The sequence below is a fragment of the Deinococcota bacterium genome (genome assembly GCA_030858465.1).
GTDB lineage: Bacteria > Deinococcota > Deinococci > Deinococcales > Trueperaceae > JALZLY01.
This window is the reverse complement of the sequence record JALZLY010000043.1, coordinates 1-23695: the sequence shown is the minus strand read 5'-3', so window position 1 is coordinate 23695 and position 23695 is coordinate 1. Positions and strand designations below refer to the sequence as shown.

The following is a 23695-nucleotide window of genomic DNA, read 5'->3' as shown; positions in this document are numbered from 1 at the left end:
CATGCGCTAATAGCGTCACCACCAGCACGAACAGGTCGCCTCTCTTCTTGAGGTAGTAGAACGGCGTCCCTTTAGTCTCGCTGAAGGTCTTGCCGCAACTCTTGCAGAGGTAGCGCCTTTCCTTCTTCTGCGACCGAAGGAAGTCCCCGTGGGATGGACATTGATGTTGCCTGCACCTACCTTGCCTCTAGCTTTTTCGCGTAGCTCCCCGCAGGGACAGTCAAGATTGGGGCAGAATTGCTCCTGAGGGTTCATCATGCGACACCTCCGGTTTAGTCACTTCAGTGTCCTTGATGAACCCCCTTTAGATCAACCACGGTTCCCTGGGGTGGTACCTGTTTTTGGCCTCTCCCATTAACCCTCGCAAGTACCCAAAGGCCCGCTCGCCTTGCTCCCGGCGGCCAAAAGGGGGATGAAAAGACCGTGGTAGCTCTCTAGCATGTCCCCGGTATCCGCCACATCAGTAACACTTATCCCTGTACAGGGTACGGGCTCGATTATTCTGCTCATATCCCTATCTTCAGCCTCTCAAACAGGTTCTGTAAAAGTCTCGTTGTAGTACTAGCTCAGTAGTTGACCGTTCCTTAGTGATTTTATTCACGATACCTACGCTCGTGAATAATTTGTTCTGTTCTACACCAACATCCGCTCGAGCGCCTGTTCGTCGATCACCCGCAGGCCGAGCGCTTGGGCCTTGGCCAGCTTGGAACCGGGACTTTCTCCAGCCACCACGTAGCTCGTCTTGCCGCTCACCGCCGAGGAGACGCGGGCGCCCAGGCGCTCGAGCCGGCGCTTGAGCGCGTCCCGGGGTTGGCTCAAGGTGCCGGTCAGGACGAAGCTGAGGCCAGCCAAGCGGTGCTCGGCGCTCTCCGGGTCGGGCGCCACACCGATGCCCAGGGCGACCAGCCTGTCTATGAGCTCGCGGGTCGCCGGGACCCGCAGGGCTTCGTGAATCGCCCGCGCGGTCGTCTTGCCGATGTCGTGGAGGGTTTCGAGTTCGTTCTCAGTCATGCCCGAGAGGCGTGAGAGCGAGCCGGCCGCGCTCGCCAAGGACTGGGCGGTACGGCTGCCGACGTGGGGCAGGCCGAGCGCGAAGACGACCCGGTCGAGCGGCCGCGCCTTGCTCCTCGCCAGGCTGTCCAAGAGGTTTTGCGCCGAGACCTCGCCGATGCGCTCGAGGGCGACGAGACTAGCCTTGTCGAGGCTGTAGAGGTCCGGCGGCGAGGTGAGCAGGCCGGCCTTGACGAGCTGAACCAGCGTCTTCTCGGCCAGGCCCACGATGTCCATCGCCGCCCTCGAGGCGAAGTGCTTGAGGCGCGCGAGGCGCTGGGCGGGACAGGCCGGACTGGTACAGCGGAGGTTGGCGCCGTCGTGGACGAGGGGCTCTTCGCAGTCGGGGCAGCTCTCGGGAAAGGCGAAGGGCGCCACCCCCTTGGGGCGCGCCTCGCTCATCACCCGCAGGATCTCGGGGATGATGCCGCCGGCCTTGTGGACGAGCACCTGGTCGCCTATGCGCAGGTCCAAGTCGCGGACGAAGTTGGGGTTGTGCAGGACCGCCCGCGACACCTCGGTCCCTTCGATGAGCCGGGGCTCGAGCTCGGCCACCGGGGTGATCTTGCCGGTGCGGCCGACCTGCAGGGTGACGCCCAGCACGGTGGTGACCACCTCCTGTGCCAAGAACTTGTAGGCGATGGCCCATCTAGGCGCCCGGCTGGTCATGCCGAGCTCGTCTTGCAGGGCCAGCTCGTCGACCTTGAAGACGATGCCGTCGGCGTCGTAGTCGAGCGCCTGACGCCGCGCGGTCCAGTCCTCATAGATGGCTTCGATCTCCGCCAAACCGCTGACGCGGGCCTTGAGCGGGTTGACGGCGAAGCCCGCCGAGGCGAGCCAGGCCAGGATGCCCTCCTGGGTCGTCACGCCCAGCTCGCGGGCGCTGCCCACGCCGTAGGCGAAGAGCCGCAGCTTGCGGCCGGCGGCAACCCGCGCATCGAGCTGGCGCAAGGTGCCCGAGGCGGCGTTGCGCGGGTTGCGAAAGGGCGGCTCGCCCGCCTCCGCGCGCGCCTCGTTGATGCGCACGAACTCCCGGCGCGAGAGGTAGACCTCGCCCCTGACCTCGAGCCGCGGCGGCGCCTCGCTGAGCCTGAGGGGCAGGCCCGCTACGCCCAGCATGTTGACGGTCACGTCCTCGCCCTGGACGCCGTTGCCGCGCGTCGCCGCCCAGACGAGCTCGCCGGCCTCGTAGAGGAGGTTGATGGAGAGGCCGTCGATCTTCATCTCGGCGAAGTAGTCCACCCTGCCCTCATAGGCCAGGACGCGCCGCACCCGGGCCTCGAAAAGCTCGATGTCGGCGAGGCTGAAGGCGTTATCGAGCGACATCATGGGCGTCGGGTGGCTGACGGTAGCGAAGCTCGACTGAAGCACCGCGCCGACCTTCTGGGTGGGCGAGTCGGGCGTCACGAGCTCGGGACGCTTGGCCTCGATGCTCATCAGTTCGTGAAACAGCCTGTCGTACTCGGCGTCGCTGAGGCGGGGGTCCTGGAGGATGAAGTAGCGGTAGTTGGCCTCCCTGAGGACGCTCCTGAGTTCGCGCGCGCGCTGTTCGTCCTTAGTGGGCACGGCCCAGTATACCGTCTGCTTTCCCGTCTGCTATCTCGACTTGCAGCAGCGGTTGACCGCTCCTTAGTGAGTTTTTTCACTATACTTACGCTCGTGAATTTTTTGTTGCTACCTACCGTTGATGAAGATTTGCTGGCTTCAGGAGCGTGGGCAAGACCCCGTGCTATACTTCCGCCGTGTAGACTGGTCCTTGCCACTAGGCAGCACCTGTTGGACCCCATCAGGGTGGGCCACACATTGGAGGAAACATGGTAAGAGCGTCATTGCTGGTCTTGGTTCTCGCCCTCGCGGGTGGGCTCGCCTCGGCCCAGGACTACATCATGGGCATCGTCTTCGACGCGGGCGGCAAGTTCGACCGCTCGTTCAACGAGGGCACCTGGAACGGCTTCAGCCTGGCCATCGACGAGCTCAGCGCCGAGTACGACATCGACCCCCCACTCGAGTTCGAGGGCACAGGCGATACCGCCGCGGAAGGCCAGCGGCAGATCGCCGCCGCCGGCGCCGATCTCATCGTCGCCCCCGGCTTCAACCAGGCTTCAGCACTCCAGCAGGTCTCGAGCGAGTTCCCCGAGACCAACTTCGTCCTGATCGACGCCGTGGCCGAAAATCCCAACGTCCGCAGCGTCCTCTTTAGAGAGCACGAGGGCTCGTTCATGGTCGGCTACCTCGCCGGCAGCCTGTCGCAAACCGGCGTCGTCGGTTTTGTCGGCGGCATGGACATCCCGCTCATCCGCAACTTCCAGGCAGGTTACCAGGCCGGCGTGGCCGCGGCCTGTCCCGACTGCACGGTCGTCGCCAACTACGTCGGCACCACGCCCGCGGCCTGGAACGACCCCGCCCGGGCGCGTGAACTCGCCACCTTGCAGCAGGCCCAGGGCACGGATATCATCTACGCCGCCGCGGGCGCCTCGGGGGGCGGCGTCATCGACTTCATCAACGAGACGATGTGCTACAGCCCCGCCAACCTGCCAAGCGGGGTAAGCCCGCGAGAGACGGCGCTCGCGACCCAGATCGAGGCGGTCGCCAAGAGCAGCGAGTACGAGAGCCGCTGCGGCGGTAGTCAGCCCCTCTTCTTCATCGGCGTCGACTCCAACCAGAACTACCTGGGCGACACCGACGGCGACCCGGCTACCATGAACCACGGCCTGACCAGCATGCTCAAGCGCGTCGATGTAGCAGCCTACAGCGCCGTCTACGACGTGGTCGAGGGCAACTTCGCAGGCGGCCTGCAGAGCCTCGGCCTGGCCGAAGAGGGCGTCGGCTACGCGCTCGACGAGTACAACGAGGCGCTGATCCCCGCCGAGCTGCTCGCCGAGCTCGAGGAGGTCGAGGCGCAGATCATCGCAGGCGAGCTCGAGGTTCCGAGCGTCGGCCAGTAGGGCGTTCGAGCCACAGGGAGCGGCCTCGAGCCGCTTCTTTTCTTGAACTTTCCTCGAGGTCTCAGCGGCAACAATGTGCTATACTTTTAGGTCGCGGTGAGGGCGTCCCGATCGCGGTGGCACTTGGTTTCATGAGACCAGGTGTCACCGAGGAAAGTCCGGGCTCCGCAGGGCAGGGTGCCAGGTAACTCCTGGGCGCGTAAGGCGACGGCAAGTGCAACAGAAAGCAGACCGCCAGGCGGTATCATCCGTTATCAACGCGCGCAGCTGATGATCCATCGGCCAAGAGCGTTTGAGTGACGATGATATCGCCCTGGTAAGGGTGAAACGGTGCGGTAAGAGCGCACCAGTGCTCCTGGAGACAGGGGCAGCTAGGTAAACCCCACCCGGTGCAAGGTCCGATAGGGAGAGAGAGCTTGCCCGGCTCGTTACAATCTCCGGGTTGACCGCTCGAGGCGTCTGGCGACAGGCGTCCCAGATAGATGATTGGGTCAAAGACAGAACCCGGCTTATGCGCCCTCCCGCCGGAAAGCCGAAGCACTGCTTCGGCTTTCTTATGTTTGCGCGGTTTGCGGCTGGGGCTCGAAAGGGCTCCCCGCCGGGTAGTCGAGCAGCGGCACCCGGCCCTCCTGCCAGACCGCGAGGATGGGCTCCATGATGCGCCAGGCTTCCTCGGCCTCGTCGTCGCGGATGGACAGGGTGGGGTCGCCCGCCAAGACGTCGAGGAGCAACTTGCCGTAGGCGCTGATGTCCTGCGGAGCGAGTTCCAGCGCCAGGGCGGCGGGCTCGAGAACAAAGGGGTCACCGGGGCCGTTGATGTTGAGATCCAGCGCCATCCTGTCGGGAGCAAAGGCGATGCGCAGGGCGTTGGCCCGGGGGTCGCCCTCCTGCCCAAAGGCCAGGTGCGGCACCGGCCGGAAGTAGACGGCTATCTCGGCGCGGTCCTTGGCGAGCGCCTTGCCCGAGCGCAGGGTGAAGGGCACGCCCGACCAGCGCCAGTTGTCGATGAAGAGGGTCACCTGGGCGAAGGTCTCGGTGTCGTTTTCCGCCGCGACGCCCTCTTCGTCCACATAGGCGGGCACCTCGCGCCCCTTGACCTCGCGGCCCTTGAGCTCGCCCGCGCCGTAGCGCGCCCGCACCGTCAGCCTGAGGACCTCCTCGGGCGAGAGGCTGCGCACCGCCCGCAAGACGTCCACCTTGCGGTCGCGCAGGTCGCGCGCGCCGAGGCTGAGCGGGGGCTCCATCGCCACCAGCGCGAGAAGCTGCAGGAGGTGGTTTTGCAGCATGTCCTTGAGCGCGCCCGCCCGGTCGTAGTAGCCCGCGCGGCCCTCTAAGGCCAGCGTCTCGTCCCAGCGGATCTCCACGCGCCCTATGTGATTGCAGTTCCAGAGGGGCTCGAAAAGGCGATTGGCGAAGCGCACGCCCAGGATGTTTTGCACCTTCTGCTTGCCGAGAAAGTGATCGATGCGAAACACCGCCTCCTCGGCGAAGCTGTCGTGGAGCAGGCGGTTGAGCCCCTGCGCGTCCGCCAGGCTGGTGCCGAAAGGCTTCTCCACCACGACGCGGCTGCCGTCCGCCAGACCGAGTTCGCGCAGCGCCGCTAGGGTCGGCGCAAAGACCGTCGGCGGCAAGGCGAGGTAGGCGACCACCGGACCCTTCTCGGGCTCGACGGCTTTGCGCAAGGTGCCCGCGTCGGTGACGTCGGACTGGGCGTAGCGAAGCCTGTTCAGGAGGCCCTCGTGAGCCTCCTTCGAGACCCCGCCGGCGTGGCGCTCGAGCCCCCCGGCGACGCGCTCGCGAAAACCCTCGGTGGTCCAGTCCTCGAGCGCGACGCCGACCACCTCGACGTCGCCCAGCTTGCCGGCCTCCATGAGCCGCGCCAAGGCGGGCATGAGGTAGCGCGAGGTCAGGTCTCCCGAGGCGCCCAGGATCACGAAGCGCTGGATCACTGGCTTGCCTCTTTCATGCAACGCGCCAGGTTGAAGCCGCTCGAGATCACCCCGATGTGGCTAAAGGCCTGCGGGAAGTTGCCGAGAAAGAGGCCGCTCTCCGGGTCGATCTGCTCGGGCAGGAGGCCGAGGGGATTGGCGCGGGCGCAGAGCGAGTCGTAGAGCGCCGTCGCCTCGTCCAGCCGGCCCTGCTTGGCGAGGTTGTCGACGAGCCAGAACGAGCAGAGCACAAAGGCGCCTTCGTGACCCTCCAGGCCGTCCGGTGACTCCTCGGGAAGGTAGCGGTAGAGCAGGCCGTCGCCGGCGCCGAGGTGCGCCACCACCGCTTCGGCGGTGGCGATCATCTTGGGGTGATCGGCCGGGATCACGCGCCGGAGCGGCAGGGCGAGGAGGCTGGCGTCGAGCCCGCCACCACCCAGGTTTTCGGTCAGCGAGCCGCGCTCGGCGTCCCAGGCTTCGTCCAAGATGGCCCGGCGAATCGTCTCGGCCTCTTTGCGCCAGCCCACCGCGTCGCCGGGCAGGCCGAAGCGCTCGGCGAGCAGGGCGCCGCGGTCCAAGGCCACCTGGCACATCGCCACCGAATAGGTAAAGAGCCGGCCGGGGGAGCGCACCTCCCAGATGCCGTGATCGGGCTCGCGCCACTTCTCGCGGGCGGTCTCGACCAGGCTACGCAGCTTGTCCCACAGGGGGGCGTCGATCTCGCCGCCGCCCGTGGCCCACTGAAAGGCGCAGTCCAAAATCTCGCCGTAGACATCGTGCTGCGACTGGTCGGCGGCGCCGTTGTTCCAGCGCACCGGCGCTGACCCGCGGTAGCCCTTAAGCGCCTCGTCCTCGAATTCGGGTGCTGGGCTCTCGCCGTCCAGGGTGTAGAGGATCTTGGGCGCGCCGTGCCGCTCGACGGCGTTTAGGACCCAGGCGAGAAAGGCCTCGGCCTCCTGGGTGACGCCGATGCGCCTGAGCGCGTAGACGGAAAAGGCCGCGTCGCGGATCCAGGCGAAGCGGTAGTCCCAGTTGCGCGGCCCGCCGATGGCCTCGGGCAAGGACGAGGTGGGCGCGGCGACGATGGCGCCGCTGGGACCGTAGTCGAGCAGCTTCAAGGTGATGGCCGAGCGGCGCACCAGCTCTTCTTGCGGGCCCTGGTAGTGAACGCAGCCCAGCCAGCGGCGCCAGGCCTCGACCGTGGCCTGCATGATCTCGTCGGGCGAGGCGGCCTGGTGGCGGCTGGGCGGGCGGCCCCAGTGAAGGCTCAGATAGTGCTTTTGACCGGCTTCCATGTCGAAGCCGCCCCGCAGGCCCGTTAGCGGCAGCGAGGAGAGGAGGTGAAGCTCGATCCCCTGCCCGCCGCAGCGCAGGCGCAGGCCGCCGCCCAGGGGCTCGACCTCCGCGCCGCCGCGGGGCTCGAGCGCCACCTGCAGCCGCACCCGCCCCTCGAGGACTTGCACGCAGCGCAGGAGCTGCCTGCGGTTCACCTCGGCGCCCTCACCGAGGTCGGCACCGGCGTGGAGCGTCAAGGCGTCGGTTACCTTCACCAGGCCCGACGGGCCTCTCATCTCGGTGACGAGCACGCCGCTGTCCTTCAGGTAGTACTGCCGGGACTCGCTGAGCCCCTCGGGCGCCAGCTTGAACGCGCCGCCTCGGTTCTTGTCCAAAAGGCTGCAAAAGATGGGCGGCGCGTCGAAGCGCGGGACGCAGAGCCAGGAGACGGTACCGTCGCGGCCGACCAGGGCCGCCGTGGCGAGGTCGCCGATGAGGCCGTGATCCTCGATGGGTGGGTAGCCGTCGATGCTGCGCAAGGGGGAAAACGGCATAGCTGACATAGCTGACATAAGACCTCCAGCGCGGATTCCCACGGGGAACGGCGCGAATGCCTCGACTCTACCGTCGGCCGGGGGCAAGAAAAGTAGCGACCCGCCTAAAGCAGGCCGCTCGGGCGCTACATCTCCTCGGGCGCGGCGACGCCCAAGAGGCCGAGGCTGTAGGCCAGGGCGCGCTTGGTGCGGCGCACCAGGGCCAGCCGGGCCTCACGCAAGCCGGGCGCCGCCTTGACGACCTGGCTGTCGGGGCGGCCGGCTTCGTCCTTGTGGTTGTAGTAGCCGTTCCAGGCGGTCGCTAGCTCGAGCGCGTACTGGGCGACGAGGTGCGGCGCCAGCTCCGCCGCCGCCCGCTCGACGACCTCGGGCAGGGCGGCGATGTGCTTGGCCAGGCCGAGCTCGAGCGCGCCCAATTGCGCCCAGTCGGCGTCCGCTTCGCCCACGCCGGCAGCCGCGGCGGCGCGCAGGATGCTGCAGGCTCTAGCGTGGGCGTACTGCACGTAGGGCGCGGAGTCGCCCTGGAGCGACAAGGCCTGCTCCCAGCGAAAGTCGATGATGCGCCGCGCCTCGCTTCTAAGCATGCCGAAGCGCAAGGCGCCGATGCCGACGCCCTGGGCCACCTCGGCGATGGCGCCGAGGCCCGGGTTCTTCTCCTCGATGACCGCGCGAGCGCGCCGCACCGCCTCGTCCATCACCGCGTCGAGCGAGAGGGTGAGGCCCCTCCTGCCGCTCATCGCCTGGCCCTCCAAGGTGACGACCTCGTAGGCGAGGTGGTGCGAGGAGTCGAAACCCTTGCCACTGTCGGTCAAGGCCAGGGCAGTCTTGACGATGGTCTGCGGGTGCGACTGGCGCGCGTCGATGACGTTGATGACCTCGTCGCCGTGGGCGAAGCGGCGGCCGTTCGGCTGCTCCTCGCCCTCCTGCGCGCTCGAGTAGAGGACCTTGCCTGAGGGCTGGGTGTCGAAGGGGACGAACTCGAGCCCCTCGAAGAGGCCCACCTTCCAGAACTGGGTGCCGATGTCCTTGGCGACGTACATGGCGTTGCCGTCACTGCGCACCAACACCACCAGCGGCTCCTCGAGGCCGGGGATGAACGAGGACACGTCCATCACCAGGGCGCCCGCGAACTTGCCCTCGCTCGGCCGGAACACGTAGTCGCTGTTCTCAAGGACGGCCAAGGCCTGCGCCAGGAAGCCGCTCTTGACGATGTCGGACTCCCAGACGAGCAGATCGTACTCGGCGCCGAGCCGGTAGCAGGTCTCGAGCAGGGCGCGGACAACGTCCTCGACCTGGCCGCGCAGCTCGCCGCGCTCGAGCCGGTGCATCACCTCGGACACGCCGCGCTCGATTCGCTCGGCGTCCGTCTCCTTGGCCCGGTTGAGCCTGACGTAGAGCTCGCCCAGCCAGTGGTCGTACTTTTTGGAGCCATCGTACTGCTCGCCAAAGTAGGTCATCGCGAAGATCGACTCCGCCGCCTGGCGGCCGGTGTCGTCGATATAGTTCTGCACCTCGACCTCATAGCCGGCCGCCTTTAGGATGCGCGCGCAGGCGTCACCCAGAACGATGTTGCGGAGGTGGCCGACGTGGGCTTCCTTGTTGGGGTTGATCGAGGTGTGCTCGAGGATGACCTTTTTGCCCTTGGCGGGCAGCGCCGTCTCGGTTTCAACCACGGCCTTGACAAAGGCCGGCCCGTCCAGATGGAAGTTGATGTAGGGGCCGACCGCCTCGGCGCGCACGACGAGCGGGGGCAGGCTGAGGCGCGCGACCACCTCTCGAGCCAGGCTCGCCGGGTTCCGGCGCAAGGCCTTGGCGAGGCTGAAGGCCAGCGGCGTGCCGTAGTCGCCGGGCTTGCCGGGGGGCACCTCGTGGATGACGATGTCCTGAATTATCATGTCCACCTCGGCGCCCAGGTCGCGGCAGACCGCCCTGAGCGACCGGGTGAGTTGGGTCTTGAGTTCTAGAGCTCGGCCTTCCATGCCCTAAGCTAACACAGCCTTGACCCAGCCTTGACCCAGCCTCTGCGCCAACACACGACCCGGCCCGCGGCGGCGCTCCTCGAGGCGCTCCTTAAGCTGCGCCACCGTCGCGGGCAGCAGCGGGACGTATACTGCGCGAAGCCCTTGCGGTTGCGCGGAGCAAAGACAAGCTCCAAGGCGTCTGGTAAACTTGATAAGACTACACTAAGGTTTCTTATGCCTGGTGCTAGAGTAGCAGAGATATAGGGCAGAAGGCCGGCCCCGAGAAGGAGATTCGCATGCCCGACTACGACACCGCCACATTCGACAAGCTCATTCCCGTCTGTCCCGTCCGCGGGTCGATCCTCTACCCCACCATGGTCATGCCCGTCGAGGCGGGCCGCGGCATCTCGATCCGCGCCATCAACGCCGCCTTGGACCGCGACCGCGTCATCCTCATCGTGTCGCAGCGCGAGAAGGATCTCGACGAGCCGAGCGGCCACGACCTCTACAGCGTCGGCACCGTCTGCAACATCTTGCGCATGAAGAAAAACCCCGACGGCAGCGTGCAGATGCTGGTGCAGGCCTTCGCCCGCGCCAAGGTGGCGCGCTACTTGGACGGCGACATCATCGAGGCCGAGGTGACGCCCCTCGAGGTTCCCGACGGCGACGCCCTCACCATCGAGGCGTCGTTTCGCGAGCTCAAGGAGAAGTTTGCGAACGTCGTCGAGAGCGGCCGCATGATCCAGCCCGAGGTCGCCCAGTTCATCATGAACTTAGAAGACCCCGGCCAGTTCGCCGACTACGTCGCCTACAACTTGGACTTCAGGCTCGAGGACAAGCAGGCCGTCCTGGGCGCCGAGACCGTGGCCGAGCGGCTGCGCAAGGTCCTGATCCTGATCGACACCGAGATCGAGCTGGCCGAGACGCAGCGCCGCATCCAGCGCGAGGTCAAAGACGAGATCGACCGCAACCAGCGCGAGTACTTTCTGCGCGAGCAGATCAAGGCGCTGCAGCGCGAGCTCTCGGGGAGCGACGACGAGTCTGACGAGATCGAGATGTTCAGGAACAAGCTCGACGAGTTGGGGCTCATAGACGCCGTCATGGAGGAGGCCGAGCGCGAGCTCAACCGCCTCTCGCGCATGCACCCCGACTCCGCCGAGGCCTCGGTGATCCGCACCTACCTGACCTGGATCACCGAGCTGCCCTGGAACAGCCGCAGCAAGGACCTGCTCAACCTGGGCAACGCCGCGGCGGTCCTGGAAGAGGACCACTACGGCCTGGACAAGGTCAAGGACCGGGTCTTGGAGTACCTGGCGGTGCGCAAGCTCAAGGCCGAACGGGCCAAGAAGGGCGATCTGCCGCCCGAAGAGGTCAACCGCGGCCCCATCCTGCTCTTCGCCGGCCCTCCCGGCGTCGGCAAGACCTCGATCGCCAAGTCGATCGCCAAGGCTTTGGGCCGCGAGTACGTGCGCATCTCCTTGGGCGGCGCCCGCGACGAATCCGACATCCGCGGCCACCGCCGCACCTACATCGGCTCGATGCCGGGCCGCATCATCCAGGGCCTCAGGACGGCGGGCACCAAAAACCCGGTGTTCCTCTTAGACGAGGTCGACAAGCTGGGCTCGAGCTACCAGGGCGACCCCTCCTCGGCGCTGCTGGAGGTCTTGGACCCGGCCCAGAACAACTCCTTCGTCGACCACTACATGGGTGTTCCCTTCGACCTCTCCGAGGTGCTCTTCATCGCCACCGCCAACTACGAGGGCAATATCCCCGAGCCGCTGCTGGACCGCATGGAGATGATCGAGTTCAGCTCCTACATCGAGCAGGAAAAGCTCGAGATCGCCAGGCGCTACCTGATGCCCCGGCAGATCGAGGAGAACGGTTTGAGACCGAATCAGATCGCCGTCTCCGACGCGGCCTTGGCGAAGCTGATCGGCGCCTACACCCGCGAGGCGGGGGTGCGCAACCTTGAGCGCACCATCGGCACCTTGGCCCGCAAGGCGGCGCGCCGCATCGCCGAGGGCGAGGCCAAGCGGGTGCGCATCGGCGAGAACTCCCTGGAGAGCTACCTGGGCCCCGAGCGCTTCAGCCCCGAGTCCGAAGGCAAGGAGAACACGGTGGGCGTGGCGACCGGCATGTACTACACCCCCGTCGGCGGCGACATCATGTTCATCGAGGCCTCGGTGACGCCCGGCAAGGGCGGCCTGGTTCTGACCGGTCATCTGGGCGACGTGATGAAGGAGTCGGCGCGGGCCGCCTTGACCTACGCCAAGAACAACGCGGCGCGCTTCGGCATCCCACAGGAGGTGCTCGACAACAACGAGATCCACATCCACGTTCCCGCCGGGGCCGTGCCCAAGGAAGGCCCCAGCGCCGGCGTGGCGATGGCGACCGCCCTCATCAGCGCGCTCACCGGCGTGCCGGTGCGCAAGGACGTGTCGAGCACCGGCGAGATCACCCTGCGCGGCCGGGTCCTAGCGATCGGCGGGCTCAAGGAGAAGGTCTTGGGCGCGCGCCGGGCCGGCATCAAGCACGTGCTCATGCCGCAGAAGAATAACGCCGATCTGGCCGATGTCCCCAACCACCTGCGCCGCAGCCTCACCTTCCACCCAGTCGAAAATTTGGACGGCGCCCTGGAAGTCGCCCTGGTCGGCGGGCTGGGGGCGCTCGAGACCCGGGCCGGTGAGTCCAAAGCGGGCAAGCGCCGCAAGTCGGAGGGCGTGCCGGCGCGGGCCTGAGGGCAGGAAGGAAAAGTATAGAGAAAAAGGACCGGGACCGAGAAGAGCCTTGACTCAGGCCCCGGTCCTTCTTGTGATGCTGTCTTGTGATGCTGTCTGTTATTCTGTCGGACATGACCATCAAACCCCTGATCGCCGCCAACTGGAAGATGCACAAGACGCCGAGCGAGGCCGAAAGCTGGACGCGGGCCTTGCTGAAGCGTGCTCTCAACAGCGCCAAGGCCGACATCGCCATCTGCGCGCCCTTTACCCATCTGTGCGGCCTGAGGCGCGTCTTGGGAGACAGCCCCGTAGACAGCCCCGTAGCCCTTGGCGCCCAGGACCTGAGCCGGCACGGCGAGGGCGCCTACACCGGCGAGGTCTCGGCGGCCATGCTGGTTGACCTCGGCGTGCGCTACGTCATCGTCGGCCACTCGGAGCGGCGCGAGCACCACCGCGAAACGGACGAGCTCGTGAACGGCAAGGTCAAGGCGGCGCTCGAGCACGGCCTCGTGCCCATCCTCTGCGTCGGGGAAAGCCTGGGGCAGCGCGAGAACGGCGACACCGAAACCGTGGTCTTGGGCCAGCTCGAGCGGGGCCTTGAAGGCGCTCTCTTAGAAGGTCACGACCTCGTCGTCGCCTACGAGCCCATCTGGGCCATCGGCACCGGCAAGACCGCCGGTGCCGCGGACGCCCAGGAGGTCTGCGGCGCCATCCGCAACAAGCTCGCGGCCCTCTACCCCGAACGGGGGACGGAGCTGCGCATCCTCTACGGCGGCTCGGTGAAGCCGGGCAACGCCGCCGAGCTTCTGGCGCAGAGGGATGTCAACGGCGGCCTCGTCGGCGGGGCCAGCTTGGAGATCGACTCGCTGCTCGGCATCCTCGGGGCGGCGTGATCTCGTTATGACTCCGACCCAATGACTCCGACCAAGCTAAGGCGGCTGCGCGAGGCCGTCGCCCAAACGGGCGCCCAGGCGCTCCTCGTCACCGAGCCGGCCAACGTCCGCTACCTGTCCGCTTTCAGCTCTCCCGCCGACGGCCGCGTGCTCGTCACCGAGGAACGGGCGGTCCTCCTCACCGACGCGCGCTACATCGTGCAGGCGCAGGAGGAAGCGCGCGGCGAGGTCGCCATCTTGCCCAGGAACTGGCCCGCGGAGCTCTCCGGGCTCCTGGGCGGCCGCCGTTTGGCGCTCGAGGCCGACCACCTGAGCTTCGCCTCGTTCAAGAAGATGGCGCAGCTTCTAGAGCAGGAACCCGTCGCCAGCGAAGGGCTGGTGGCGGAACTCAGGCTCGTCAAGGAGCCCGCCGAGATCGACCTCCTGCGCCAGGCGGCGAGGCTCACCGACGAGGCCTTTGGCCATATCCTGGGCTTTATAGGGGTGGGCAGGCGCGAGGTCGAGGTGGCGGTCGAGCTCGAGCGCTTCATGCGCCTACAGGGCGCCGAGAGCAAGAGCTTCGAGATCATCGTGGCGAGCGGCGCCCGCAGCGCCATGCCCCACGGCGTGGCCTCGAGCAAGGTCATCGCGGCGGGCGAGCTCGTCACCCTCGACTTCGGCGCCAAGGTGGCCGGCTACCACGCCGACATGACCCGCGCGGTCGCCGTCGGCGAGGTGAACGGGCGCCTGCGCGAGCTCTTTGACGCCACGCTGCGCGCGCAGGAGACGGTCCTGGCCGCCGTCGCGCCCGGCCAGGACGGCAAGGATTTGGACGCGCTCGCTCGAGGCGTGCTGGCCGAGGCGGGTCTGGAGAGTTACCTCGCCCACGGCCTCGGCCACGGGGTCGGCCTGAGCATCCACGAAGGTCCGAGCCTGAGAAAAGAGCTATCGCAGCGGCTCCAAGCCGGCATGACGGTGACGGTCGAGCCCGGCGTTTATCTTCCCGGCTTTGGCGGCGTGCGCATCGAGGACCTCGTTGTGGTTACCGCGGACGGCGCCGAAACGCTGTCGAAAAGCCCCAAAACCTGGCTGCAATGCTAGTTTGTCCGCGCCTCCACACACGTCCGGCGACCTATGGGGTACTATAGAAAGCACTTGGCTTTGTCTTCACCCAAGCCTATCCTTACGAAGGAGGTCACATGAAATATCTCATCTTGCCCCTACTCCTTGCTCTACTTCTCGTCGCGGGCTGTCGTCCGCAGCCCGCGGAACCCGCCACCCCAGCGCCTGCCGTGACCGAGCCCGCGCCTGTTGAGCCCGCGCCTGTTGAGCCCGCGCCCGCAGAGCCCGAGGTGACCGAGCCCGAGGTGGCCGAGCCCGAGCCCACGCCTCCGGAAGAGGAGGTCGCGCCCACCGACGCGGCGGTTTCACCCACCCAGCCGGTGACCGCTCGGCCCATTACACCCGCCGAGCCAGTCACCGAGGACCCGGAGACGCCTGAGGAGCCCGAGACGCCTGAGGAGCCCGAGGTTGAAGATCCGACGGCGATCACCGTGCCCGGTACCGAACTCCCCGACGAAGAAGGGCCAGGGCAGCCTCCCGTCGGCGCCGACCCCGAGGCGGAGATCCAGCTCACGCCAAGCAACTGAGAGCGCAGCTAAAGAGGAGGGGCCGGTCGGCCCCTCCTCTTTTTTCTCTGATTTTTCCCTGATTTTTCTGAAGGCCGTGCCCTTTGGAGTAGACTCAGCTATGCTCATCCTCAAGTGGCTCGTCCTTACGGGGATTCTCCTGGTCTCGGTCGCGGCTCTCACGGTGGGCTGGCACTTCTCGAGCCGCATTCTGGCGGTGGAGTCGCCCGCCTTTCGCCCCGAATTCGAGATCCTCGAGGTCCTAGAGGGCGCCGTCGTCTTGCCCCGCACCGAGCGGACGGGGCGCCAGGGGCTCTACGGCCTGCGCTGGGAGAACGGCCGGGCTCTGCTCAGCGATGTCCTAGCGGAGGATGAGGAGAGCGTGCGTCGCCGCTATGAGCCGCTCGAGGGAACGCCGCCGCGGGCGGGCGACAGTGCCCAGATGGACAGCTACCTCTACGGCGGCGATCCGCGCTCGAGCCTCGGCTTGGGCTTCGAGTCCCTCGTCCTGCGCGGCGAAGCGGGCGACCTGCACGCTTGGTGGTTGGGCGGCGAGGTGGGGACCGCCGTCATCATGCTGCACGGCCGCGGGGCCGGCCGCCACGAGAGCCTGCGCACCCTGCCCGCCGTGCTCGCGGGCGGCTACGGCGCGCTGCTCCTGGCCTACCGCAACCACGACGGCAGCGCGCCCTCCCCCGACGGCTTTCACCACTACGGGAAGAGCGAGTGGCGCGACGTGATGAGCGCCGTGGATTACCTCGTCGAGACCCAGAGTATCGAGCGCGTGGTCCTCTACGGTTTTTCGATGGGTGGCGCGGTGGCGCTCGAGGCCGCTCGGGAGCTCAGCCGACGTGAGCTCGCCCTGGGCGGCCCCGACAGTCTGCTGGCCGGCATCATCCTCGACGCGCCGATGCTCGATGTGAACGCCGCCATCAGGGAGGGCGCGGTGAGGCTGGGTTTGCCCCTGCCCGGCCCGCTCGCGCGCTTGGCGCTCCTGGTCGCGCGCCTGCGCACCGGCATCGACTGGACGGCCCTGGACAAGCGCCGCACGCTGCGCGAGGTTCACGCGCCCATCCTCTTGATCCACGGCGTGGCCGATGCCGTGACGCCGGTCCATGTGAGCGACGAGTTCGCGGCGCTGGCGCCGCAGCAGGTCCGCTACCACCGCGTCCTGGGCGCCGGGCACGTCGAGAGCTGGAACCAGGACCCGGCGAGCTACGAGGGCTGGATCCGCGACTTCCTGGGCGAGGTAGCGACTGTGCAACGCAGCGTCGCCCGTTAGGCCGTCGCTCCGCCAGTCCCTTCACGAACCTCCAGGAACAAACGAACTCCACAACAAGCTCCTATTCAACGCTGCAACCCGTCCACAAAGCGCCTGGCGGCCCCCAGAATCTCCCTGACCGCCTCCTCGCTCGGCGCCTCGCAGTAGATGCGCAGGGCGGGTTCGGTGCCGCTGGCACGAAAGAGCAGCCAGGCGTCCGAGCCCAGGTTGAGCTTGACGCCGTCGCGGCGCTCGACCGAGACGACGAGCCGGTCGGCGAAATCCTCGGGGGGGTCTTGGAGCGCGGCCACCACCGCGTCCTTGAGGGCGGCGGACGGCAGCTGGAGGTCGAGGCGGTCGTAGGCGTGCCGCCAGCCCGCCTCCGCCTCGAGGTCGCCAAACAGATCGGCGAGCCCTTGGCCGCTCTTGACCACCGCCTCGAGCATCAACAGGCTGTTGGCGAGGCCGTCGCGCTCGGGCAGGTGCCCGGCCACGCCGAGGCCGCCGGACTCCTCGCCGCCGATCAAGACGTCGCCCGCCAGCATGGCGTCCACGATGTATTTGAAGCCCACCGGCGTCTCGGTGACCGGCAGGCCGCGCGCCTCGGCCAGGCGCTCGACCAGCCTCGAGACGGTAAAGGTCTTGACCACCCGGCCGCGCTCGCCGCGCCGGCTCATGAGATCTAGGAGCACCGCGAAGATCTGATGCGAGTTGAAGAAGCGCCCGCCGGGCAGGACCAGACCGAGCCGGTCGGCGTCGCCGTCGGTGGCGGCGCCGAAGACCGCCGGGCCGTCTTGCAGGCTGGCCTGGAGCGAGGCCAGGTTGGGCGCGATGGGCTCGGGGTTGACGCCGTAGAAGGTCGGGCTGGGCAGCGCATGCAGCTCGCGGACTTCGAAGTCCAGCCGGGCGTGCTTGACGAAGCCCGTCAGCCAGCCCGCGCCGGCGCCGCCCATGCTGTCGTGCCAGACGAGACCGGAAAAGTTGCCCAGCGCGGCTATGTCCACGAGCGTTGCCAGGGCGTCGTAGTAGGGCTTGCGGATATCGAAGAACTCGAGCGTCTCACCGCCGTAGGGCCGAACGCGTTCGGTTCCGATGGCCTCGACTTTGGCGCTCACGTTCTCATAGATGTCCTGGGTCGCCGTACCGCCGTAGGGCCCCTTCAGCTTGAAGCCCGAGTAGGCGGGCGGGTTGTGCGAGGCCGTCAGCATCACCCCGCCGCCCGCGCCATAGTGTTTCACCGCAAAGGAGAGCGCGGGCGTGGGCAGGTAGCCACGCGAGAGCAGGACCGATAGGCCGTTCGCCGCCATCACCTCCGCGACCCGCCGGGCGAACAGGTCGCCATTAAAGCGCGTGTCGTAGCCGACGACCACCAGGTGCTCGCCGCGCTCCAGGAGATAGTCGGCGTAAGCTTGAGCGGCGCGGCCCACGTTGGCAAATGTAAACCTGTCGCCGATGATGTCGCGCCAGCCGTCGGTACCGAACACCAAGGGATCCATAACCCAGGATAACCGAAACCCAGGACAAACCGAAGGGGAAAGAATGGGCAAATGAGAATCACAACGCCTCGAGCCCTTTCAACTCCCGGTTCCAACTCCGGTATGCTGCCTTATGATCGTCATCAAATACGGCGGCAGCGCCATGACCGACCCGGCCTTGCGGCGCGCGGTCGCGAGCGAGATCGGCGCCTTGAGAGAACGGAGGCCGGTGGTGGTGCATGGCGGCGGCCCTTTTATCCAAGAGGCGCTGTCACGCGCCGGCCTGGAGAGCCGCTTCGTGCGGGGCCTGCGCGTGACGACGGCCGAGAGCCTGGAGGTCGTCGAGGCGGTCCTTACTCGCCTTTCCAAGAGGCTGGCCCAGGAGATCGGTGGGGCCGTGGGGCTGAGCGGGCGGGACGCGCAGCTGCTCGTCGGCAAGGTGCTCATACCCGAGCTCGGCCGCGTCGGCGAGATCACCAGGGTCAATGCTGGCCTACTGGGGCGCTTGCTGGCGGCAGAGCTCATCCCGGTCGTCGCCTGTCTTGCCGCGACCGAGGCGGGCGACGACGTGTTGAACGTCAACGCCGACAGCGTGGCAGGCGCGGTCGCCGGTACCCTCCGCGCACCCGTGGTCTTTTTGAGCGACGTGCCGGGCGTCCTTGACGACCCCGCGGACGCGGGCAGCCTGCTACCCACCCTGGACGCCGCCGAGATCGCGGCGCGTATAGCGGACGGGCGCATCGCCGGCGGCATGATTCCCAAGGTCGAGGCGGCCCTGGCGGCCTTGCGGCGCGGCGCGAGCTTTGCCGTCATCGCCGACGGACGCAATCCCGCGGCTCTGCGAGCGGCTATCGCGGGGGAAGCCGGCACCCGCGTGGTCAGTTTAAGGCCACCAGGCCCCCGCTAGTGCTTGGGGTCACTTGTACGGGCACTAGCCCGCCCCTACAGGGGTCACTAGACCCACCTCTTAGTGAGGTTGCTGTGTGGGGCAAGTACATAGACCCGGCCCTAGTGGGCCTGCAAGTGCGGGTACTGCACCTAACTCGAGTCTTGACCGCCCCCTCGCCCTATCATGGTGTCATCGGGAGCCTCGTTGGTGTCCTGGTTTCGGGTGTCCTGGTTTCGGGTGTCGTGGTTTCGGTGTCGTCTCGCGGCTTGACATGAGGACGCTCAGTTTATACAATCTGGTTCGCAGCATTCGGCTCGAGTTGCCGATAAGGTGTTTGCGATGGGGTGTCGTCTAATGGCAGGACAGCGGATTTTGGGTCCGCCCGTCGGGGTTCGAGTCCCTGCACCCCAGCCAGTTAAAAACCGCGTCCAGGGCGGTAAAACAAAGAGGGTGACCGTGATCGATCACGGTCACCCTCTTTGTTTGTGTGCCGGTAGTGTGCCGGTTCTGTCATCGCTCAGTCGGGTTTGTCCAAACGCGCAGAGGGCTCACACTTGTAGTACCCGCACTAGCGGGGGCCTAGTGGCCCTACGTTGCCACGGAGAAGCGCGCTTGTGACTTATCTGCTTAACTCTCATAGTTTTCAGTGTTTAATGGTAGTACCCGCACTTGCAGCCCCACTAGGGGCGGGTCTAGTGACCCCAAGCACTAGCGGGGGCCTAGTGGCCCTACCCTGAAGCAGCAGAGCAGTTGAGCGTGGCGGCAACGGATCAACAACGGATCAACCTAGCGCCACCCGAAAAAGGAGAAGCTACCATGCCGACCGCAAACAAGAGCACAACCGTTCGCACATCCTTCCAGCTAAGCCGAAGGACCGGCAGGGGCGCCCTCATCCAAAGGACCATCCTTGCTCTCGCGCTCTTAAGCTCGAGTCTCGCTTGGAGCCAGGCGGCCAGCAGCGAGCAGGTTCAGGCGCTCCGCGAGCAGGCCCGCGCGGCCTATCCGGAGGCTTTCGTCGATCGTGACCTCTGGGAGATCACCATCGCCGAAGCGCAAGTCCTGGTAGCGGAGAACCCGCAGAACCTCGAGGCGCTACGGCTCACGGCGGAGATCTACACCGAGACCAAGTGGTGGATTCTGGCCTGGCAGGCGTGGCAGGACTACCGCCGGCTGGGCGGCGATTGGGACGAGGCGGCACGGAACCAGGCGGCTCTAGCCGCGAGGTCGCTCGTCTTTTACGCGCGCCAGCGCGGCGACAGCGCGGAGGCGCAGGTTTGGCAGCAGCAGGCTGAGGCTTTGGGAGAATGAACACCCGGCGCTGACAGCGCGATCGCCGAAGCGTCGCCTCTGGAGGCTCGAGGATCCTCAGCCAGCTACGGCCAAAGTAGAAGCATCTCTCATCAACGAGGGTTGTTCAGGTTCAACGCCGAAACCCGTTGGTGACGCTACAGACCAGTCTTGCTGGAGGCTGAACGGACAAGACAGGGACCTCAGGTTAAGGTCGGTTTAACTTTTCTCATTATTTACCCATTTATATTGCATTCGAGGAGGTTAAGCCCGGTCTTGGGAGGGCGCCTGTCTTTCGGTCTTGCGCCGAAGTCCAGTTGCAGACAGCTTGACAAGACGGGGCTTAACCAGGGAAGGCAGCCATCCCGCTTCTGAATTGACTTGATCTTCAGCTTACTACAACTGGTCAACTTAGTCTTTCAAAATGAGTAAACGCGTCGGTCGAGCGACGTGCTGGGGAGCGGTATGGTGATGCCCGCCCACCCGACAGTTGCTCCAAGCTCGCAGTTGTATTTTAGCTGCATTCATATGCGTTCATGAGGGTGACATTGAAACAATTCAGACGCTACCTGCCGATGCTTATTGCCGTTATGTCGTTGCTTCTCGCATTTATCGCGGGCTGCGGCACTCAAAACAACCAGCCGGACGAAGACCTCAGCCTCGCGGCCACCGCCGGCCTCTCCGTGAAGATAAGCGGCAAGTCCAGCGGCAAGAGCAGCCAGTATATCGGCGCCAACGGTGGCGGCAGCTTACCGCCCAGGGTGAGCGATATCCGCGACCTCGGCCTCAATACCTACCGCCTCTGGGGCGGGATGCAGACCTTCGAACCCACGGACGACGACGGCAAGTACGGCTCGCCGACGATGAGTGACATGAAGCGCGTCCTCGCCGGCAATCCCTCCCGCGTCAACGACTTCGTCAACTGGGCTGCCTTCGACAAGAACATGAGGGCTACCGGCAACATCCTGAGGGAGCTGTACAAGGTGCCAGGGATGGAACCGATCATGATCCTGCGCAACAGCGGCAACTGGGGCACCTTCTGGGTGCCGAGGATGAACGTCACCGGTGCCGGCTGCAAGACCTCGAGCGGCCAGACCATCGTCTGGCCGCAGTTCAGCAGCGCCGACTGGAACGAGTGGTGGCAGCACGTCTTCGCGGTGGTCTACTGGATCAACGTCCGCAACGGCTCCTCCATGCGCGTCGACCGCTGGTCGGCCTTCAACGAGCCCAATCAGCAGAAGTCCCCGCACTCGCAGGGCTGGTGCGGCACCAAGGCGCAGTACCTCGAGTTCGTCAAGTACACCAACGACGCCATCGACTTCGTCTACAAGACCTACCTGCGGGACCGCCCCCGCTGGGTCCACGGCGGGGCCGTCGCGATGAGCAGCGGCTGGGAGGACTGGTTCAGGCCGATGCTTCGTAACGGCAGCGGCAAGAGCTTCACCGACCGGAACTACTTTCAGCCCTCGATGTTCGATGTGATCGACATCCATCCTTATGCCACCTCCATGCCTAGACACGTGAGCACCGCCCAACGTCTCAGCCGCGAGAGCGGCACCGCCTCTTACGTCCGCAACTACCCCATCTGGACGAGCGAGATGGGTGGCTACAAGAGCAACCAGTGGGACAGCCTTCCGCTCATCATTGACACCCTCGTCAACAATCTCATCGCTGGTTCTACCCCAGGTGACAGCCGCGTCGAAGGTGCCGCCCTATGGCGCATGTACGACGGCTCGAGCGACTCCTGGGGGCTTATCAAGAGCAACGGCAGCCGCCGCGCCGGCTTCTACGCCATGCGCCTGGCCGTCATGGCCTTAAACGGCGGCAAGGCGGTCTACCCCACCCAGCTCTCCTCGAGCACCAACGTCAGGGCCATCACCACCCGTGAAGGCTCGGGAGGCTACAACCTGCTCATGACCAACCGCTCCTCAACGTCGTACAAGACTCAGGCCGACGTCTCCTCGTTGCTAGCCTCGGGCAGCGCCGAACTCTACCTCTTCAACGGTTCTCGTAAGGGCTCGAACAGCCTCACGCGGCTGTCGGCATTTCGCTTTTCCGGGGGCAAGTTGAACTTCGACCTGCCGCCCTCATCGATCGTGCTCGTCCGTTTCCGTTCCTGACTCAGTGAGGACCTGGGAGTACAATTTCCTAGTTCATGGACGGCGACATGAGCATGCAGGCGACCGCCTAGGGTGCCAGCGCCGGCGCGTTCAGCTAGTCCAAGCGCGGCGCCGAGCCCTACAGCTCGGCGCTGTAAAAGAAGCTCAAGTCGCTGCCGAGGCCAAAGACAAGCGCCTCGGAGACGTGAGGCCAGCGTGGGCCAGGACCGCTCGCAGAGCCGCCTGAGGAGAGTGCTGGCCGGCCAGGTTGCCAAGCCTCTATAGGGCGCAAGGACTCGGGCTGCCGGGACGAGCAGAACAAGTCAGCGCGGCTCGTAATCGTAGAAGCCCCGGCCGCTCTTGCGCCCGAGCCGGCCCGCCTCGACGAGCTTGCGCAGCGTCTGGGTGGCACGGAACCTCTCGCCCAGGGCCTCGGTCATCGACTCGGAGATGTAGAGCATGGTGTCGAGGCCGACGTAGTCGGCGAGCTCCAAGGGGCCCATCGGGTGGTTGAGGCCCAGCTTGACGGCAGTGTCGATGTCAGGCGCGCTGGCGACGCCCTCCTCGAGCATGCGCATGGCCTCGCCCAGCAGGGCCGCCAAGGCGCGGGTGGTGACGAAGCCCTGGACGTCTTTGACCACCACGGTCTCCTTGCCGCAGCGCCGCGAGAGCCCCTCGGTCAGCCTCAGGGTCTCGTCGGAGGTCTGCACCGCCCGCACGATCTCGATCAGCTTCATGCGCTCGGGCGGGTTGAACCAGTGCATGCCGATGACCTTGTCGGGCCGCCTCGTCACGGCGGCGAGGGCGGTCACCGACAGCTCGCTGGTGTTGGTCGCCAAGACCGCGTGCGCGGGCGCGGCGTCGTCGAGCTGGCGAAAGAGGCTCTCTTTCAGCTCGAGCCTTTCGGGCGCCGCCTCGATTATGTAGTCGGCCCCGGCGGCGGCTTCGCCGACCGCCGTGCTCAGGACGAGCCGCTCCGCCACCACCGCCTCGTCGCTGCGCTTCACGGCGCGCCTTCTGGCCTTCTCCAAGGCCTCGCTCGAGGGGTCGTAGAGCCTCACCTCGAGGCCGTGCATGAGCAGGACGGCGGCGATACCGCCGCCCATGGTGCCCGCGCCGAGGACAGCGACGGTGTCGATTGCGGTGTCGATTATGGTGTCGGCCATGCGGGTCTCCGTAGCTGGCGGCGCAGGCCGCCGTGGGGCTCTTCTCAACCCGTCATTTTACCCCTACTCGCGGCCGGCAGGCGCGCTAGCCGGCGCGAAGATACACATCGAAGCGGGTGTTCTTGCTCATCACGCTCAGGTCGGGCGCAGGGCCCGCCAAGGGCTCGGCCGCCCGTGGTCGCTTGACGACCACCCGCCCACGGGCGCGACGCCTCGCCGCCTCGAGCAGGGCGGGCGCGTCCCTATCGTCGCCGACGAGGGCGCGAAAGAGCCGCATCTCCTTTTTCGGCAAGGCCGACTCTCCGCGGTGGGGGTACATGGGGTCCAAGTAAACAACCTCCGGCCGCTCGGCCAGGCCGGCCAAGAAGGCTGCCGCGTCACCGCCGTGAAGCCTCATCCGCGCGGCGACGGGCGCGGTTTTCGGGTCGCGGCGGGCCCGCGCCAAGCCGTCCTCAAGGAGAGCTCCCACCACCGGCGAGCGCTCGAGCAGGGTGACGTGGCAGCCCAGCGCCGCCAGGACGAAGGCGTCACGCCCCATCCCCGCGGTGGCGTCGAGGACGGCCGGCGTCCTGCCCCCTTTGAGGC

General features: G+C 66.5%; 16 protein-coding genes, 1 tRNA gene and 1 other RNA gene. 11 read left to right on the top strand and 7 right to left on the bottom strand.

The window, feature by feature from the left end; all coding sequences use genetic code 11:
• Window positions 1–633 precede the first annotated feature (633 nt).
• Window positions 634–2616 carry an NAD-dependent DNA ligase LigA gene (ligA, locus tag M3498_02380; protein MDQ3458142.1) on the bottom strand — a complete coding sequence of 661 codons (1983 nt, stop codon included), beginning with the start codon at window positions 2614–2616 and terminating at the stop codon, window positions 634–636.
• 248 nt (window positions 2617–2864) lie between these two features.
• Here ligA and M3498_02375 point away from each other — a divergent pair, with 248 nt between their 5' ends.
• Together M3498_02375 and rnpB are read left to right on the top strand one after the other, a co-directional pair.
• Window positions 2865–3995, top strand: a complete 1131-nt coding sequence (locus tag M3498_02375; GenBank protein MDQ3458141.1) for a BMP family ABC transporter substrate-binding protein — start codon at window positions 2865–2867, stop codon at window positions 3993–3995.
• Between the two features lie 94 nt (window positions 3996–4089).
• Window positions 4090–4523, top strand: an RNA gene (gene rnpB, locus M3498_02370) — RNase P RNA component class A.
• Window positions 4524–4549: 26 nt separating this feature from the next.
• Here rnpB and M3498_02365 read toward each other — a convergent pair.
• The 3 genes from M3498_02365 to M3498_02355 all read right to left on the bottom strand — a co-directional run bounded on the left by M3498_02365 (window position 4550) and on the right by M3498_02355 (window position 9731).
• Complete coding sequence (locus tag M3498_02365; GenBank protein MDQ3458140.1) at window positions 4550–5944, bottom strand: glucose-6-phosphate dehydrogenase; 1395 nt, start codon at window positions 5942–5944, stop codon at window positions 4550–4552.
• On the bottom strand, window positions 5941–7752 hold the full coding sequence (locus M3498_02360) for a glycoside hydrolase family 15 protein (protein MDQ3458139.1): 1812 nt from the start codon (window positions 7750–7752) through the stop codon (window positions 5941–5943). The genes M3498_02365 and M3498_02360 overlap by 4 nt, the downstream gene beginning before the upstream one ends.
• 125 nt (window positions 7753–7877) lie before the next feature.
• A complete protein-coding gene (locus tag M3498_02355) occupies window positions 7878–9731 on the bottom strand; it encodes an arginine--tRNA ligase (GenBank protein MDQ3458138.1) in 1854 nt (617 codons plus the stop codon).
• A 278-nt stretch (window positions 9732–10009) separates the two neighbouring features.
• Here M3498_02355 and lon point away from each other — a divergent pair, with 278 nt between their 5' ends.
• The 5 genes from lon (at window position 10010) to M3498_02330 (ending at window position 16215) form a co-directional block, all read left to right on the top strand.
• Window positions 10010–12451, top strand: coding sequence for an endopeptidase La (gene lon, locus M3498_02350; protein ID MDQ3458137.1), 2442 nt, complete (start codon window positions 10010–10012; stop codon window positions 12449–12451).
• Between the two features lie 113 nt (window positions 12452–12564).
• Window positions 12565–13326 carry a triose-phosphate isomerase gene (gene tpiA, locus M3498_02345; GenBank protein ID MDQ3458136.1) on the top strand — a complete coding sequence of 254 codons (762 nt, stop codon included), beginning with the start codon at window positions 12565–12567 and terminating at the stop codon, window positions 13324–13326.
• Between the two features lie 21 nt (window positions 13327–13347).
• Window positions 13348–14406 (top strand): aminopeptidase P family protein, encoded by a 1059-nt coding sequence (locus M3498_02340; GenBank protein MDQ3458135.1) that lies wholly within the window; start codon window positions 13348–13350, stop codon window positions 14404–14406.
• Between the two features lie 98 nt (window positions 14407–14504).
• Window positions 14505–14954, top strand: coding sequence for a hypothetical protein (locus tag M3498_02335; protein MDQ3458134.1), 450 nt, complete (start codon window positions 14505–14507; stop codon window positions 14952–14954).
• A 100-nt stretch (window positions 14955–15054) separates the two neighbouring features.
• Window positions 15055–16215, top strand: a complete 1161-nt coding sequence (locus tag M3498_02330; GenBank protein MDQ3458133.1) for a lysophospholipase — start codon at window positions 15055–15057, stop codon at window positions 16213–16215.
• A gap of 65 nt (window positions 16216–16280) precedes the next feature.
• On the opposite strand, the gene M3498_02325 is transcribed toward M3498_02330, so the two are convergent.
• Window positions 16281–17690, bottom strand: a complete 1410-nt coding sequence (locus tag M3498_02325; protein MDQ3458132.1) for a phosphoglucomutase/phosphomannomutase family protein — start codon at window positions 17688–17690, stop codon at window positions 16281–16283.
• Window positions 17691–17805: 115 nt separating this feature from the next.
• Between M3498_02325 and argB the strand changes: the two genes are divergently transcribed.
• From argB to M3498_02305, 4 genes are all read left to right on the top strand, one after another.
• Complete coding sequence (argB, locus tag M3498_02320; GenBank protein MDQ3458131.1) at window positions 17806–18576, top strand: acetylglutamate kinase; 771 nt, start codon at window positions 17806–17808, stop codon at window positions 18574–18576.
• Window positions 18577–18898: 322 nt separating this feature from the next.
• Window positions 18899–18972 (top strand) — tRNA-Gln (locus tag M3498_02315).
• A gap of 402 nt (window positions 18973–19374) precedes the next feature.
• Window positions 19375–19866 (top strand): hypothetical protein, encoded by a 492-nt coding sequence (locus M3498_02310; protein ID MDQ3458130.1) that lies wholly within the window; start codon window positions 19375–19377, stop codon window positions 19864–19866.
• A gap of 527 nt (window positions 19867–20393) precedes the next feature.
• Entirely contained in the window at window positions 20394–21965 is a 1572-nt protein-coding gene (locus M3498_02305; GenBank protein ID MDQ3458129.1) for a hypothetical protein, read from the top strand.
• A gap of 302 nt (window positions 21966–22267) precedes the next feature.
• On the opposite strand, the gene M3498_02300 is transcribed toward M3498_02305, so the two are convergent.
• Entirely contained in the window at window positions 22268–23110 is an 843-nt protein-coding gene (locus tag M3498_02300; protein MDQ3458128.1) for a 3-hydroxyacyl-CoA dehydrogenase family protein, read from the bottom strand.
• An 85-nt stretch (window positions 23111–23195) separates the two neighbouring features.
• The coding region (locus M3498_02295; GenBank protein ID MDQ3458127.1) for a class I SAM-dependent methyltransferase at window positions 23196–23695 on the bottom strand (500 nt) is incomplete at its 5' end.